Source organism: Paenibacillus koleovorans NBRC 103111 (assembly GCF_004000845.1).
Classification (GTDB): domain Bacteria; phylum Bacillota; class Bacilli; order Paenibacillales; family NBRC-103111; genus Paenibacillus_AA; species Paenibacillus_AA koleovorans.
The window spans coordinates 129,295-144,721 of the sequence record NZ_BIMA01000001.1 but is presented as its reverse complement, the minus strand read 5'-3'; the positions used below and the strand labels follow the sequence as shown (position 1 = coordinate 144,721).

The 15,427-nt window shown below is 58.5% G+C and carries 13 protein-coding genes; 11 read left to right on the top strand and 2 right to left on the bottom strand.

The genetic code is table 11. From position 1 onward, the window contains the following. The first annotated feature begins 1 nt into the window (after position 1). From PKO02S_RS00670 to PKO02S_RS00630, 9 genes are all read left to right on the top strand, one after another. Complete coding sequence (locus tag PKO02S_RS00670; RefSeq protein WP_127578972.1) at positions 2-1,207, top strand: carbon-phosphorus lyase complex subunit PhnI; 1,206 nt, start codon at positions 2-4, stop codon at positions 1,205-1,207. After that, on the top strand, positions 1,158-2,033 hold the full coding sequence (locus PKO02S_RS00665) for an alpha-D-ribose 1-methylphosphonate 5-phosphate C-P-lyase PhnJ (RefSeq protein ID WP_246066773.1): 876 nt from the start codon (positions 1,158-1,160) through the stop codon (positions 2,031-2,033). The genes PKO02S_RS00670 and PKO02S_RS00665 overlap by 50 nt, the downstream gene beginning before the upstream one ends. Before the next feature lie 3 nt (positions 2,034-2,036). Further along, positions 2,037-2,936, top strand: coding sequence for an ATP-binding cassette domain-containing protein (locus PKO02S_RS00660; RefSeq protein WP_127578970.1), 900 nt, complete (start codon positions 2,037-2,039; stop codon positions 2,934-2,936). Positions 2,937-2,961: 25 nt separating this feature from the next. Continuing rightward, complete coding sequence (gene phnL / locus PKO02S_RS00655) at positions 2,962-3,672, top strand: phosphonate C-P lyase system protein PhnL (RefSeq protein ID WP_127578968.1); 711 nt, start codon at positions 2,962-2,964, stop codon at positions 3,670-3,672. 12 nt (positions 3,673-3,684) lie between these two features. Next, on the top strand, positions 3,685-4,905 hold the full coding sequence (locus PKO02S_RS00650) for an alpha-D-ribose 1-methylphosphonate 5-triphosphate diphosphatase (protein ID WP_127578966.1): 1,221 nt from the start codon (positions 3,685-3,687) through the stop codon (positions 4,903-4,905). Further along, positions 4,895-5,851 (top strand): sugar phosphate isomerase/epimerase family protein, encoded by a 957-nt coding sequence (locus tag PKO02S_RS00645; RefSeq protein ID WP_127578964.1) that lies wholly within the window; start codon positions 4,895-4,897, stop codon positions 5,849-5,851. The genes PKO02S_RS00650 and PKO02S_RS00645 overlap by 11 nt, the downstream gene beginning before the upstream one ends. After that, on the top strand, positions 5,848-6,726 hold the full coding sequence (locus PKO02S_RS00640; RefSeq protein WP_127578962.1) for a PHP domain-containing protein: 879 nt from the start codon (positions 5,848-5,850) through the stop codon (positions 6,724-6,726). Before PKO02S_RS00645 ends, PKO02S_RS00640 begins: the two co-directional genes overlap by 4 nt. Before the next feature lie 200 nt (positions 6,727-6,926). After that, positions 6,927-7,130, top strand: a complete 204-nt coding sequence (locus PKO02S_RS00635) for a hypothetical protein (RefSeq protein ID WP_127578960.1) — start codon at positions 6,927-6,929, stop codon at positions 7,128-7,130. A 15-nt stretch (positions 7,131-7,145) separates the two neighbouring features. Then, positions 7,146-8,054: a glycoside hydrolase family protein gene (locus tag PKO02S_RS00630; protein ID WP_127578958.1), complete on the top strand. Its 909-nt coding sequence runs from the start codon at positions 7,146-7,148 to the stop codon at positions 8,052-8,054. Positions 8,055-8,240: 186 nt separating this feature from the next. Here the strand turns inward: PKO02S_RS00630 and PKO02S_RS00625 are convergent, their stop codons facing one another. Both PKO02S_RS00625 and PKO02S_RS00620 read right to left on the bottom strand, forming a co-directional pair. Then, positions 8,241-9,575, bottom strand: a complete 1,335-nt coding sequence (locus PKO02S_RS00625) for an S-layer homology domain-containing protein (protein ID WP_127578956.1) — start codon at positions 9,573-9,575, stop codon at positions 8,241-8,243. A 99-nt stretch (positions 9,576-9,674) separates the two neighbouring features. Further along, entirely contained in the window at positions 9,675-11,726 is a 2,052-nt protein-coding gene (locus tag PKO02S_RS00620) for a heparinase II/III domain-containing protein (RefSeq protein WP_127578955.1), read from the bottom strand. Positions 11,727-11,907: 181 nt separating this feature from the next. Here PKO02S_RS00620 and PKO02S_RS00615 point away from each other — a divergent pair, with 181 nt between their 5' ends. Both PKO02S_RS00615 and PKO02S_RS00610 read left to right on the top strand, forming a co-directional pair. Next, complete coding sequence (locus PKO02S_RS00615; protein ID WP_127578953.1) at positions 11,908-13,734, top strand: sensor histidine kinase; 1,827 nt, start codon at positions 11,908-11,910, stop codon at positions 13,732-13,734. Then, complete coding sequence (locus PKO02S_RS00610) at positions 13,719-15,368, top strand: response regulator transcription factor (RefSeq protein WP_127578951.1); 1,650 nt, start codon at positions 13,719-13,721, stop codon at positions 15,366-15,368. The genes PKO02S_RS00615 and PKO02S_RS00610 overlap by 16 nt, the downstream gene beginning before the upstream one ends. Positions 15,369-15,427: the final 59 nt, after the last annotated feature.

Below are 15,427 nucleotides of genomic sequence, written 5' to 3'. Positions count from 1 at the left end.
CATGGCATACGTTGCCGTTACGGGCGGACAGGAAGCGATCGCGGAAGCGAATCGACTGAATCACCTGTACCGCTTGCAAGGCTCAGAACATAGCATCGACATTAGCCTGATTGAGAAGCAACTGCGGTTTCTGATCGACCGCGTCATGGGCGAAGGCGGCTTGTACGCGCCGGAGTATGCGGCGATCGCCTTGAAGCAGGCCGAAGGCGATCCCGCTGAGGCCGCCTTTCTGCTGCGGGCTTACCGCTCGACGCTGCCGCGCAATCATTATTCGCTGACGGTCGAGCCGGGCGAAATGCGGGTTATCCGCCGCATCTCGTCGTCGTTCCGCGACGTACCCGGCGGCCAAATTCTCGGCCCGACCTATGACTACACCCACCGCATGCTGAACTTCTCGCTCCGTACCGAAGATGATCGGGATTTGGCGGCGTTCGTAGAGGAATACATGGCGGATCGCAGCGCCGAGCTGCAGTGGGAGCCGCAAAGCTTGACGCTGCGCAAGGTCGCCGATTTGCTGCGTGAGCAAGGGTTGATGGCCGTGAAGTCGGGTTCGGCTGCGGATGAGGAGCCGTTCGACATCACGCGGCAGAAACTCACGAAGCCTTCGACGCGCGCGGCCCGGCTGCAATCGCTCGCCCGCGGCGAGACCGGGGCGATGACGGCGCTGGCGTACAGCAGCATGCGCGGCTACGGCATCGTGCATCCGACGATCGGCGAGCTGCGGGTCGGCTATTCCGCCGTCAGCATTCCATACCCGTACGGCGGATCGGAAGAAGAGCAAGAAAGCGTCTATATCGGCGAAATTATGCTGACCGAAGTCGAAACGATCAATTCGTTCAAGCAGGACACCGCGTCGGGAGAAGTACAATTTTTGCTGGGCTACGGGCTTTGTTTCGGACAAAACGAGCTGAAGGGCATTTCGATGGCGATTCTCGAGCGCAGCCTGGAGACGGCAGGCACGGCGCCTGCGCAAGATGAAGAATTCGTGCTGACGCATATCGATTCCGTCGAGTCGAGCGGCTTTGTGTCCCACCTGAAGCTGCCGCACTACATTACGTTCCAATCCTCGTTGGATCAAATCCGCAAAGTGAAGGGCCGGCAGCAGGAGAACGCCGATCGGAAGACCCAATCGATGTCCAAGGAGGAGGGTGAGCCGCATGCAGCAAGTGGAAAACATGCCGAGCCGGAGAAGCTTCCAATCGGCTGACTATAACTTTGCCTTTCTCGATGAAGGCTCGAAACGCGAAATTCGCCGCAAGTCGCTGAAAGCAGTCGCGATCCCGGGTTACCAAGTCGCCTTCGCTTCCCGCGAGATGCCGATCGGCCGCGGCTGGGGGACGGGCGGCTTGCAGCTTACGCTGTCGCTGCTCGGCCGGGAGGACTGCCTCAAGGTGATCGACCAGGGCAACGACGACAGCGTGAACGCGGTCAGCATCCGCCGGCTCGTGGAGGCGACGAGCGGCATCCCGACGACCGAAGCGACGGCGGAAGCGTCGATCATTCAGTCGCGCCACCGCATCCCCGAGGAGCGGCTGACCCGGCATCAAGTGCTCGTGCTGCAGGTGCCGCAGCCGGAGCCGCTGCGCAAGGTCGAGCGGAGCGAGGAGCTGACCCGAATCCGCCATGCGGAGATGGATTACAGCGCGATGTGGCTGACTTTGTACGAGAGCATTGTGAAGTGGGGCGACATTACGCTTGGCGCGGATTACCCCGTGATGGTGCATGACCGCTACATCATGGCGCCTAGCCCGATCCCGCGTTGGGATACCGAGAAGCTGCATATGAGCGAGCACCTGACGCTTTTCGGAGCAGGACGGGAGAAAAAGGTGTACGCGATTCCTCCGTATACGCGGGTCGTACCGCTGCAATTCGACGATTATCCGTTCGGCGTGGAATCGTTCCACGACGCGGCATGTCGCCGCTGCGGCAGCACGCATACGTTCCTTGACGAAGTGCAGGATGAGGCGTCCGGACAGACGATTTACCAATGCTCGGATACCGCCTATTGCAAGCAGCAGGAAGGGAGGGCGTAAGCGATGGCCATTACAAATCAGACTGCCCCTTTGCTGCGCGGGGTTCCGGCTCCAGCCTCCATATGGCATGAGACGCCTTTGCTCTCGGTCAGAGGACTTAGCAAACGATTCGGCGCCGGCTGCGACCATTGCCGCATGCCTTCCACCGACGAGCGGGAGGCGAGCCGCTGTAAGTATTGCGGCAGCATCTGGGCTTGCCGCAGCCTCAGCTTCGAGCTGCACCCGGGCGAGATTCTCGGCGTCGTCGGCGAGAGCGGCTCCGGCAAGAGCACGCTCGTCAAGTGCCTGTACTTCGACGAGACGACGACTTCCGGCGAAATGACGATTGCTAACTTCGAGAATGGGGAAGCCAATTTGTTCGAGAAGTCGGCCCAACAGAAGCGCTATATCCGCAATCACATCATGGGCATGGTGTACCAGAATCCGTACCTTGGCTTGCGCATGAATTTCTCGAGCAGCGGCAACATCGCCGAGAAGCTGTTCGCCGCCGACCAGTACCATGTCGGCCGTATCCGGGAGCGCGCCTCGCAGCTGCTGCAGCAGGTCGAAATTCCGCTCTCGCGCATGGATGAGCCGCCGAAGAACTTCAGCGGCGGCATGCAGCAGCGCGTGCAAATTTCGAAGGCGCTGGCGAACAATCCGCCGCTTTTGCTGCTCGACGAGGTGACGACCGGTCTCGACTTGTCCGTTCAGGCCAAGGTGCTCGACCTGATCCGCAGCATCCAACGCGAGCTGCAAGTGGCGATGATCGTCGTCTCGCACGATCTGGGCGTCATCCGCATGCTGTCGGACCGGACGATGGTGCTGCGCCAGGGGCTGATCGTGGAGCAAGGGCTGACAGACCAAATTCTGGAGGATCCCCAGCATCCATACACCCAGCTCTTGGTTCACTCCCTGCTGTAGAATCCAACGGAAAGCGGTGAATCGCATGCTACGCGCAATCGGCCTCAGCAAACAATTCGAGCTGTCGCTCTCTCACGAAATGAAAGTCAATCCGTTCACGGATTTATCGTTCCATGTCGACAAAGGCCAATTCATGGGTATCGCCGGACCGAGCGGCATCGGCAAGTCTTCGGTGCTGAAATGCTTGTACCGTACCTACTTGCCGACAGCCGGCGAGGTTTGGTACGACTCGGCGCTGTACGGGCAGATCGATCTCGCGCAAGCGACCGAACGTCAAATCACGCACCTGCGTCTGCATGAAATCAGCTACGTCTCGCAGTTTCTGAAAGTGATTCCCCGCATCTCCGCGCTCGATGTCGTAGCGGAGCGGCTGCTGCCGAAAGGCTTCTCGCTCGAGAACGCCCGGTTTGCGGCGAAGGAGCTGCTCGCCCGGCTGAACATCCCGGAATCGCTTTGGCAGGCGTATCCGGCCACATTCAGCGGCGGGGAGCAGCAGCGGGTGAACTTGGCCCGGGCTTTCGTGGTCCGGCCGCGGCTTATGATTCTCGACGAGCCTACCGCTTCGCTCGACAACGAGACGAAGCAGCGGGTGCTCGCGATTTTGAGAGAAATGAAGCAAGAAGGGACTACGATGATCGGGGTGTTTCACGACTGGGATGTGATGGGCAAAGTGGCCGACCGCATCCTGGACATGAGCGCCCTCGGCAATCCGGTTCTTGTACAGTCCACCCCCTAGGAGGCGTTTACGATGAAAGGGAATGCAACGATTCGCGGCGGGCGCATAGTGACGCCTTCCGGAGTGATCGAGAATGGGACGGTTGTCGTCGAAGAAGGCCGGATTGCGGACATTCGTCCTTATGCAGCGGGATCGATTTCCTCCACGACGATCGACGCAAGCGGCTGCTGGGTGCTGCCCGGCATGCTCGATACGCACAGCGATGCGATCGAGCATGAGATGCAGCCTCGCCCGACGAGCCGGTTCGCTCTTGACTTTTCCTACCGGGAACTGGAGCGGAAGCTGGTCGGCCAAGGCGTCACGACGATCTATCATTCCCTCAGCATGTGGGGAGACAACACCAGCAACGAAGCGCGCAAAAATCACAATGTGCTGGAAACCGTCCGGAGGCTGAACGAACTGCGCCGGCAGGAGCATATGATCCATCATCGCGTTCACGTCCGGGTGGAAATCACGAATGATACCGCTCCTCCCTATGTGGAGGAATTCATTGCGAACGGGCTAGTCGATCAAATTTCGTTTATGGATCATACCCCGGGGCAAGGCCAGTATCGGAACACCGACGTGCAGAAAAAGTTCATCATGGAGCGGCAAAAGAAGACGGAGGAGGAAGTCGACGCCATTCTCGCGGAACGGCGCAGCCGACCGAAGGTAGGCGTCGCCGAGCTGCAGCGGTTGGCCGATTTCGCCTTTGAGCGAGGGATTCCGCTAGCTTCCCATGACGATGACACGATGGAGAAGCTGGATCAGGTGCAAGCTTGGCGCGGCACCATCAGCGAGTTCCCCATCGATCTCGAGATCGCCGTCGAGGCGAAGCGGCGCGGGCTGTTCGTGGTGATGGGCGCGCCGAACGTCATGCTCGGCCGCTCGCACAGCAACAATTTGTCCGCTCAGGAAGCGATCCGGGCCGGCGTTGTGGACATTTTGTGCTCGGACTATTATCCGCCAGCGATGCTGCGAGCCGTTTTCCTGCTGCACAAGCAAGGGCTCGGCATCGTGGAGGCGGTCAACATGGTGTCGCTGAATCCGGCGCGGGCGCTGCGGACCGATCGAGACCAAGGTTCGATCGAGGTCGGCAAGGAAGCCGATCTGCTGATCGTTCGGGAGACGGCCTCGTTCCCGGTCATCGAGAAGGTGATCGTCCGCGGGCAAGTCGTCTGCCAGATGGACTATATATCCGGTACGGAACCGACCGCCTTGTCGGTGAGAGGGGCCGAGCGCATTGAAGCTTAGAGGAATCGGCGTCAGTCTGATGAGCTGCGACGCGGTGAGCCGTTTAGAACGATTAAAGGAAAAATTGGCGCGGGTGTGCGAAGCGGGCTTCGATACGGTCGAAATCCCGATTACCGGGCTCCAGATCATCCGGAACGGAGAGATCGATGCCGGCCGACTGGATGCCTACGCCGAGCTGCTGCAAAGCTTTGATTTGCACTATACTTTGCATGCGCCGTTCGATCTGAACTTGTTCCGCCCGGACGATCCGGCTTTTGAGAAGAAGCTGTTCCTGGCTTCGCTGGAAGCGACCGGGGCGCTCGGCGGAGAAGTTATGGTGTACCATGTGGGGCGGTATGTAGGCGAGGAGCAGTTTTTGTTCCCCCATACTTGGCCGCTGCACACGAGTCTGCAGAAGCAGCAGCTGCTGAAGGAAGAGGAAGCCTTCCTGCGTCAGGCCGGCGATCGGGCGGAGCAGTTGAATGTGGACATCGGTATGGAGAACATGCGGCCCTATCTCGAATGCCCGGATTACTGCTATTCCGTGCTGCCGGGTGCGCTTGCGAAGCAGGTGGCGGCGATCGACCATCCGCGAGTCGGTATTGCGCTCGACGTGGGTCATCTGTATTTGTCGATGGGCATGTACGGCTTGGACCTGCAGCAGGAGATGGCGGCCATCTTGCCTCATGTGACCCATCTTCATATCCACGATAACTACGGCAAACCGAGCTTTTCGACGGAAAAAAATCAATTCGAGCTTCTGCCTCTCGGCCGAGGCGACATGCACATGCCGATCGGCGAAGGGCTCGTCCCGATGGAAACAATCGCGCAGCAGCTGGTGAAGAGCGAGCGGGAAGTGTACATGATCCACGAAATTCGCGAGAAGTATGAGTCGGATTGGGTTTATTTGTCGGAGACGTACAAGGATCTGAGATCGTTCGTTGGAAAGGCGGCGGTGTTCGGATGACGGAGGGGACGGGTAAAATCGATTTGCATTGCCATACGAAGGCGTCGGACAACACGATGACCGTGAACGAGGTGCTGTCGGCGGCGGTGGCTGCGGGGATCTCGCATCTCGCGATTACGGACCACGACACGACGCTCGGCGTGCAGGAAGCTATGGAGCTGGGCGAGCGGGTCGGGATCACGATCATCCCCGGCATTGAGATCTCCGCCTACGATTACGAGCGCGGGCGCCGGGCGCATATTCTCGGTTACTACATCCAGCCGGGGCATCCGGCTCTGGCGCGGCTGTGCGGACCGATCGTCGAGCAGCGCCATCAAGCCTCGTTTCGCATGGTGCAGCGGCTCGTCGAGGCGGGGTACCGGTTGTCGTGGGAGCAGGTGCTGGGCTATGCGCAAGGCGGTTCGTGCGTGTACAAGCAGCACATCATGCACGCGCTTGTCGACAGCGGGCAAAGCCCGGAGCTGTTCGGAGTGCTGTACAAGCAGCTGTTCAGCCGCTCGGACGAGCAGGAGCGGACGGGCAGCGCGCTTGTGCCGCTCAAGTATGTGGATGCGGTCGAGGCGATCCGCGCTATCCGCGACGCAGGCGGCGTGGCGGTGTTGGCGCATCCTGGTCAACTGCACAACTATGAGGCGATCGAGGGCTGGGCCGCCGCCGGGCTGGAGGGCATCGAAGCGCTGCATCCCTCGCACAACCGCGCCGAGGAGCAGAAGGCGCGCTGGTATGCGGAGCAGTACGGGCTCGTCGCGACCGGCGGCTCCGATTTTCACGGCGGATACGGCAACGCGGCGTATCCGCTGGGGTGCATCGACGCAGGCACCGAGTGCCTGCACGCACTTGAGGAGCGGCGATTGAGCCGCCGCGAAGCGCGTTAAGTTTTGTGGACTCCCCGTTTCCGGCCATGGGCCGGGGGCGGGGAGTTTTCCGTTTTGCGTAATAACTCCCCGTCCGAGCGCCGATTTCAGCACAATAGCGAATCCATGAATATTTTGTACATGCGATTGTACATGTTGAGCATGGAAGGGACGGTCGCGGCGATGTAAAACAAGACCATATTGCTGAGAGGTAGCGGGGCATGATCTCCAATACGGTTTGTATGTGGCATCCGAAGCCGTCGCGTGATGAAAATGTGTTTGTGTTGTTCCAGGCCATGCTGACCGTTGAGCAGTCGGGTCTGTTCCGATTGGAGCTGTTTGGCTGCAGCTTTTTTCGGCTCTATATCGATGGCGTGGAGTTGGCGGAAGGACCGGCACGGTTCGCGCCGGATCATCCGGAGTAACGGCTGGAGCCGGACTTGAGCGTCCCCCTGGACGGGGAAGGCTGGGTGCAGCCGCGAATCGTCTATTGTCCTCTGGGAGAGGACAATATCGAACGCGTGCCGCTTCAACTGCCCAGGCTGCTGGCATTGCCGGTCGAAGCTTTCAATGTCGAGGGGCTGCTGATGAAGTCTGTTCCGCTGGCAGACACCGGCATTCAGCGCCAAGCTGTACAGCCTGATCCAAGGCCACCCGGGTATCACGCCAATGTAATCGGCCTCCTCTTCGGCATGCTCCAAGGCGAAGCAAGGCAGCGAGCGGTCCTCTTCGTCAAAGAGCATATGCTGAGCTGCTTCCCCAACTGTGAAGACGCACCGCGTCTGGCGCATCCGTCCGCCAGTCACGACAGGCTTATTACGCCGAATTTCGAGCATTTCTCGTTGCAGGCGTTATGGCGGGAAGGGGAGGCGGAGTTTGTGCTGGAGCAGGTCAGGCGGTGCTGGGGGTGGATGCTGGATCAAGGCGCGACGACGCTGCTCGAGGTGTTCGACACGCGTTGGAGCCATTGCCACGGCCGGTCGGCGACCCCCACCTGGCTGCTCAGCCGGCTCTCCCTTGGCCTGGCTGCCGTCCCAGAGCTGGATCAGCCCGAGCTGTATGAGCTGGCTTTCCGGCCGGCCGGATTGAGCAGCGCCCGCGGGTCGATTCCGTCCGTCATTCCAGGCTCTCAGACATCCATCCGCATCGAATGGGAGCAGCACGCCGGTAGATGGTTCACCTACAGACTGCACACGGACTCCCCCATTACGATTCGGTTGCAGGATACAGGATACCGAGTCACAATCCAAGTGCAGGACCGCGATGAAAGTGACAAAGCTCTATTTCTCTGCTGGGAGCCAGGGGATGAAATCCAAGTAACCCGGTCCTTATCGATTGCTCTTGCTTAGCGGACAATAGATCCGTTATTTTTGATCAAAATGCCTGTTTCGCCATTTTGGCGGACACAGAAACCCTTATTTTGCTCAAAAGAAAGATTGGGAGGGTGAAACGAGGGAATAAGGACTCCTGTGTCCGCATTCGTTCGAGTAAAGCCCCATTTGAGCGAAATAAGGTCCGCTGTGTCCGCAAAACATTTAGTGTGACTGCACTGGTGGTCTTTGTTTACTAGGGTCGGGCTCCACCAAGGTAAGATTGAAGCTGTACGTATTTAACCCATATTTGTTTCTGATGGAAACCGTAATAGCCGTAGTTCCTGCTGCGAGCGGTTTGATCACCAAAGCACCATTTTCTACGCTTAACGCTGCAATCCCATCCGTAGCTGCTTTGGCCGATTCGATATACATGCCCTCGTAGTCAGGAGTCGTACGAATGTCTGTGGCCAGCAATGTGAAAGAAGGCGTTCTGGTGGAGCGGCCGACGGTGTGTACAGTTGTTTCTGCAGGAAGGTTATCGCCCGTTTTAATAGTCAGTTTAATCTCAGTCTCGACAATTCCACCATCGGTATCGGCTATCTTAATCATAATTTTGGCGTACCCAGAAACCATAGGATGTACCGTTAACACCCCATCCGGTGATAATTCGATTCTGGCGTGTTTAGGAAGATCCAAAGTAGCGGATGAAATATGTAGAGGGGTAGATTCCGGGTCGCTCGCCAAGTCTTCTCCGCGGTACGTCTTGGATGCCCCGCCCGTGGATAAAACAAGCGGTTCGATTGGCTTTAGTACAGGATTCAAATTAGGAGCTCGTTGAATTAGAGATTTCGCTTTCTCCCTATAAAGCTCATAGTGTACGCTGAATTCATAAGCTAACCGAGCAAGAAACTGCCGTTCCGCCGGTGCGGTAGGCGCGAGACTCGACTTGGCCAAACCGTTGTCTTTTTCCTGAATAATTCCGATCTGAGCCGCTACACGAATGGAAGCTTCGGCCCAGGGTGAAATCGCAGCGGAATCGTTATAGGCTAGAGGTGCTGATGAGGAAGAAGCCAATTGGTCCATTTTCCAAGCGCGTAAGAAGAATACGATCAACTCTTCGCGGCTGACTGTGGCATGAGGGCTGAAGGAGATTTCGGTGGTGCCGTTCGTCACATCGCTTCGAACAAGCGCTCCAACATAGCCGGCATACCAACTGTCGACAGGGACATCCCGGAACTTAGCCGCTGCGTGGAGGTCTTCCTCCAGATGCATGATCTTGGCCAAAACTTTAGCTAATTCAGCACGGCTCAAGGAGCGGTTCGGCGCGAAAGTTCCATCGTCGTACCCGGACAGCACGCCGGACTGTACGAGGGCCATTATTTCTTGTTTGGCGTAAGCATTCTCGAGATCGGTGAAAACAGGCTGAGCTTCAGCTGCGGCAACCGCCTTGTGTACGTTGAAGTAGGGCTGGCCTGCAAGTGCGGTCCATAAAAGGAGAAATCCGATTGCAAGCCGCGTTATTTTACTGCTTCTTGTAGTTCTGCCGTTATTTTTCAAGGCAATCCCTCGTTTTTCCGTTATTGGATATTGGAATCACCTTATGAATTCGAGTGGAAAACGAAAAAACCTGCTAGTATGTGGGAGCTCCACCAACGGCTATGGATGTGAATTGGCATCAATCGCCATCAAAAGCGATCGGCTCCCAGCTCGAACGGTACTCGTCTCCTCTAGCAAAACCCGGTACAGCCGATCGCCCCAATTGCGCCGAAGACGCTCGTCCGCCAACACCATTTCTTCACAGCGAAACCGAAGAGAAGGGGCTTCGTACCGAACAAGGACGTGACGTCGGTCGGAATAGGCAAGACGGAACGATCCGTCATCTCCTGCTTCGGGCTTCCAGGGAGTAATTAAGCTGTAGGCCACCTCTTCCGTAGGCTCGCGCAAATCAAACTTGTCGACAATGGTTACAAATCCGCCGACACTCCCGCGAGTACTTGCCTCTTCACGCGACAGCCGCAGCGTCCGCCGCCAAGAGGTGATCCCCGCCTCCTCGGGGTAGGCGTTCGCCAGTTCCATTTCCAGCTCGGCACATGCCTCCCCCAATGTCGCCCGAACATCCTGCGCTCTGAACCGATCGCCATCCTGCTGCATCCAACCCCGAATCGTCGGCAAGTTATGATACGCCGACTGCAAATACCACAACTCATAGCGCTGCGGGCTGAACGTCTTGGAAGTATACAGCTCCGTGCCGATATCGATCAGCACCGGCTGCCCGTCCGCATAGACGACGAAGCTGCCCACGTCGTTGTGGTTGTGCGGCTCGCCGTTATGCCCGCCCTTAGCGGCGAGGAACAGCCCGTCGGGACGGCCCTCATGCTCCCGCACGGCGAACACGCCGCTGTCGGGCATCCAGGCGTCCCTCACATAGGGGGCCGAAGCGGCCAGCCGCTTCTTCACTTTCTCGTCCAGCAAGTCGCGGACATGCTGGTACAACGAGAACCAGTTGTGCAGCTCCGGCTTGCACAACGGAGCTGCGGCGCCGAGCCGCACCAGCCGCTCGTCCCCGATATGCCGTCCATACGTGTACGCGCTGCCGCTGATCGCCAGCACCGCATCGCCGTCGGCGAAATTGACGAAATAGCCGTCGTGGACATGCACCTTGTAGAAGTACTGGCCGATGCTGCGGATGAGGGGGTCGTCAAACACGCCATGCCCCCCAGCACCTTCTCCCGTCACGCCCCCGCCATCCGCCGAACTCCCGCCGACTGTCAAATCCCCGCCATCCGCCGAGCCCCGGCCGACTGTCGAACCCCCGCCATCCGCCGACCTCGCGCCATCCGCCAATTCTCTGCCATCCGTCAATCCCCCGCCCAACAGCTCCAAACAACGAGCCAACATCCCGCCCGAGCCGCCCCAATACATCGGCCCTTCCTGGCAGCACCCGTCCGCCGGGAAGCGGCGCACATATGCGTCCAGGCTGCGGACAATCCGTTCCACGCCCTGGCTGCGCGCGGCCGGGGCCGGCTCCAGCAGCAGCAAGGCGAGCAGCACGTTGCTGTTGCACCACGGGTTCCAGTTGTTCAGCTGCTTCGCTTCCGTGAACCCCATCCACCAATAATCGTCCCGGCTTATGTAGGGGTCGATCACACGCACGCGCACTTCCTCCGCCACGCGCTCGACGAGCCGCCCGCCTCCGGTCTCCAGCAGCCGCCTGCGCAGCAAATAAACGGCCAACGCCAGCAGCGCCGCCGTCTCCCCGCTGGCCAGCTCGACCTTATGGTCGACGCTCGCCGGCAGACACTCCACACTTCCTCGTCCGACGCTCGGATTATGATGCGGGACGACCCAAGTCGTCTCTTCGCAGATGCAGACGAGGCCGTTCATAATCGCATCCATATAACGACCGCGTCCCTCCAAACATTCAGCAACCACCAAAGTGCCGAGCACCGAACGACGTTCCCAGTACGGATGCAAATAAGCCATCAAATCGCCTTCCCGGTGGTAAGCCGCGTATAAGCTGGCGGGCAGCGCCGGCCAAGCATACTCAGCCAGCGCCTCTGCCGCCTCTCGCCACATCGCCGCCGCTTCCGCGTCGACCGCCTCCCACACCTCACGATCGTCAGCATCCGGGAGCGGTCTATAATTTTCCGCCTCCAACAGGCGAGGCTCCTCCCAATAACGATAGCGGGAAAGTACAGTTTCCGTCATGCCGCCGCAATCCTCCTATGAGAACTTGTTTCCCTTCACCTTACGGGATCGCTCCTGCACGGGTAAATGTCCATATTTCTTCTTTCGTTGTCTTTTGTCGCCTACTTGCCGATCGAGCCAAGACGGCCATCCCGAATCGATCCATAATAGAGCATAGATGGACCGGTGGTTCTGATATAGAATGGACACAAAGCAAACAGCAGGCGATTCGAGACAAGGCGGAGGGGTGCCGATGCGGCGCGCATGGGGCGGGAGTTTTACGATATTTCACAAGCTGGTAGTGGCGTTTTTATTGCTCATCATTCCGCTCAATTTGATCAGTCTTCATTTTATCGATCAGGGAAAAAACAGCGTCAAGGAGCAGCTCGTCCGCTCGTTGGAGTCCAAGGTAGACTACTATTCGAACTTGCTCGAGACCGATATGGACCGGATCCGGCGGCTGCAGAGAGAAATGCTGCTGGACAAAGACCTGCAAGGGATCGCCTATCAGAACCCGATCCTGCCGGTCTACGACCGCAGCCAGATGACGCTGCGCATCCGGCGCAGTCTGGAGCTGATCCGCGGGACAAGCGTCTACGTCGACAAAATCAACGCCTACATTCCTGCCATAGACAGAATGATCTCCAACAGCTATTACGGCTCGCTCCCCATGGAAGAATATAGGGCGGTCGTGGAATCGGTCAGCGGGATGGAAGGGCAGGTGTCCCTCCAGTGGAACGACCGATGGCTCGAGAGCATGTCGTACCCGGAAAGGCTCCTCAGCACCGAGACCTACAAGCCGGAAATCGTCCTGACGGTCGAGCTCTCCACCCGCATGCTGAAGCAAGCGCTCGGCCAGATGGCCGACTATGCCCAATCGGGGGCCGCGCTGCTGCGAGCCGAAGGCGGACCGCTCGTATCGGACGGCGCCGACCAGCGGATCGTCGAGTCCCTAATAGCTTCCATCCCCCCGGCAACGGAGCAGCCGAGGACGGGACGCAAGCAAATCGTGCTCGACAGCACGCCTTACCTCGCGGCCTACCGCTACTCGCCGGGGCTCAAGGCGACACTTGTCACCTACGTGGCCGAGCGGGAAGTATTCGGCGAACTGGATGCCTATCGCTGGTGGATTGTCCAGCTGTCCATCGCTTCCGTCGCGATCATTCTGCTGTTCTCGTACTGGATCTACCGCGTCCTCCACAAGCCGCTTTCGGCGCTAGTCCGTTCGTTCCGCCGCGCGGAGCAGGGCAAGCTCGAGCCGATTCGCCACACCGGCCGAAGGGATGAGTTCGGCTATCTTTACGAGCAATACAACCAAATGGCGGACCGATTGGACGTGCTGATCCATCAGGTGTACGAGCAGAAGCTGCGCGCTCGAAGCTCGGAGCTGAAGCAGCTGCAGTCGCAGATCAACCCTCATTTTCTGTACAACACCTATTTTATTCTGTACCGTCTGGCCAATATCGAGGATACGGAGAACGTCGCCCGGTTCAGCAGCTACTTAGGCGAATATTTCCAATACATCGCCCGCCATCAATCCGATGAGGTGCCGCTCGAGCTGGAGGTCAAACATACCGAGACATACGCTAAAATACAGAACATCCGCTTTGACGACCGAATCGCGATCCGGATAGAGCCTCTCCCGCCGGAGGCGGCGCATCTCATCGTGCCCAAGCTGATCCTGCAGCCGATCGTAGAGAATGCATACAAGCATGGGCTGGAAAATAAACGCGAGGACGGGATTCTGGTCATGAGCTACAACTACAAACGAGGCGACCGCCTGACCATAGCAATCGAAGACAACGGCAGCCGGATGACCGATGGCGAAGTGGAGCGGTTGAATATCAGCTTATACGAGCGGGATATGGAAGTGGAAGGAACCGGCTTGACCAATGTGCACCGGCGATTGAGGCTGCTCTATGGAGAAGACTGCGGCATTCGTCTGTCCGTCTCGGAGTATGGCGGCTTGAAAGTTGAACTGGACATCCCATGCGCATGTGAGGAGGAGCCCGCATGTACCGAATCCTGATTGTAGACGACGAGCGCATCATAGTTGACGGTCTGTCCGAAATGCTCAAGGAAAAGCTGGATGCCGAAATCGAGGTATACAAAGCCTACTCCGCACCGGAAGCGCTGGAGTGGCTCGATCGAATCCGCATCGACATCGTGCTGACCGATATCCGGATGCCGGAGATGACCGGCCTCGAGCTGCAGCAGGCGATCGTGGCGCGCTGGCCGCGCTGCAAGGTCGTCTTCCTGACCGGCTATCACGACCCGGTCTACATTCAGGCCTCCGTCCGCAACGGAGCGATCGACTACGTGCTGAAGACGGAGGGCGACCCAGCCATAAGGAGCGCCATCGAGAAGGCGATCAAGCTGGCCGAGGAGGAAGTGGCGAACAGCGAGACGGTCGTGAAGGCCAAAGCGTACATCGCCGAGGCGATCCCCGTGCTGCGAAACGAATACTTCCTTGCCCTGCTGGAAGGCCAGGAGAGCCGGGAAAAGTCGCGCAGCGCCAAATTCCGCGAGCTCGCCGTTGCACTGGACCCTGGCTTGCCCGTCTACTGCCTGGCGGGTCGGATCGACGAGTGGAATAATGCCGAGTCGCCGTCGGACAAGGCGCTCTATATGTACGCGGTCAACAATATCCTCGAGGAATTCCTTGCCGGAGCCGTCAAGGCGCATCATATCGTTTATGAGCGCAACCGCTCGATTTGGCTCATGCAGCCTCCCGCCGAAGACAGGCTCGCCAAGGCTGAAGTGCCCGACTGGAGCAATTGGATTCGCTACATTCGCGGCTCCGTGGAGCAAATCCAGACCGCCTGCAAGCAAGTATTGAAGCTGCCTTGCTCCTTCATCGCGGCAGAAGCGCCGACGGGCTGGGAGTCACTCGCCACCAGGTTCCGCGCGCTCGATTCGATGTTCCTGCAAGGCATCGGTCTCGGCACGGAGCTGTTCCTGACCGATGGCTTCCTGCCGGACGGGGGCACGCCTGGCGCTGGCAGCGAGACGGAGCGATCGCAGGCGAAGCGGGTGCAGCTGCTGGAGAAATATTTGGACGAAGCCGACAGGGACGCTTATTTCGAGATGTTCCGGCAGATCACGAAGCTCGATCCGGACCGTGCAGCATCCAGTATCGCGCTGGAGCTGTATTACTCGATCGTCGCGATGATCTTCTCCTACTTAAACCGCTGGTCGATGATGGCCGAAGTGACCGACAAAATTCCGCTGCAGCGGCTCGTCTCGCTCGACAGCCACAGCTCCTGGGACGATGCGAGGCGATTCCTTGAGCACGTGAGCGAGCACCTGTTCGAACGGAAAATGAATGTAAGGAACAAGCAAATCTACGATATCGTCAAACGGCTTCACGACTATATCGAGAGTCATCTATCCGGCGATTTGTCGCTGGCGCGGCTAGCCGAGCTCGTCTATTTGGCGCCTTCCTATTTGTCCCGATTTTACAAGCAGACGACCGGCAAAGGGATTTCGGAGCATATTGCGGACACGAGATTGCACAAGGCCAAGGAGCTGCTTTTGCAGCCCCACCTGAAAATCCACGAGATCGGACTCCAGGTCGGCTTCCCGTCCGCCCCTTATTTCACCCGTTTTTTCCGTAAAATGACGAGTCTCTCGCCTCAGGAATTCCGAGATTTGAACGGCTGAGCGATGTGGTCAATTGAAGATAACGAAAGGTCAGAGGAGACAATAGTGAGCCGGAACCG

Bases quoted from the DNA above. Each gene is read 5' to 3' on its own strand.
- PKO02S_RS00670 (WP_127578972.1), top strand. From the start codon at position 2: ATGGCATACGTTGCCGTTACGGGCGGACAGGAAGCGATCGCGGAAGCG.
- PKO02S_RS00665 (WP_246066773.1), top strand. From the start codon at position 1,158: ATGCAGCAAGTGGAAAACATGCCGAGCCGGAGAAGCTTCCAATCGGCT.
- PKO02S_RS00660 (WP_127578970.1), top strand. From the start codon at position 2,037: ATGGCCATTACAAATCAGACTGCCCCTTTGCTGCGCGGGGTTCCGGCT.
- phnL (WP_127578968.1), top strand. From the start codon at position 2,962: ATGCTACGCGCAATCGGCCTCAGCAAACAATTCGAGCTGTCGCTCTCT.
- PKO02S_RS00650 (WP_127578966.1), top strand. From the start codon at position 3,685: ATGAAAGGGAATGCAACGATTCGCGGCGGGCGCATAGTGACGCCTTCC.
- PKO02S_RS00640 (WP_127578962.1), top strand. From the start codon at position 5,848: ATGACGGAGGGGACGGGTAAAATCGATTTGCATTGCCATACGAAGGCG.
- PKO02S_RS00635 (WP_127578960.1), top strand. From the start codon at position 6,927: ATGATCTCCAATACGGTTTGTATGTGGCATCCGAAGCCGTCGCGTGAT.
- PKO02S_RS00620 (WP_127578955.1), bottom strand. From the start codon at position 11,726: ATGACGGAAACTGTACTTTCCCGCTATCGTTATTGGGAGGAGCCTCGC.
- PKO02S_RS00615 (WP_127578953.1), top strand. From the start codon at position 11,908: ATGGACACAAAGCAAACAGCAGGCGATTCGAGACAAGGCGGAGGGGTG.
- PKO02S_RS00610 (WP_127578951.1), top strand. From the start codon at position 13,719: ATGTACCGAATCCTGATTGTAGACGACGAGCGCATCATAGTTGACGGT.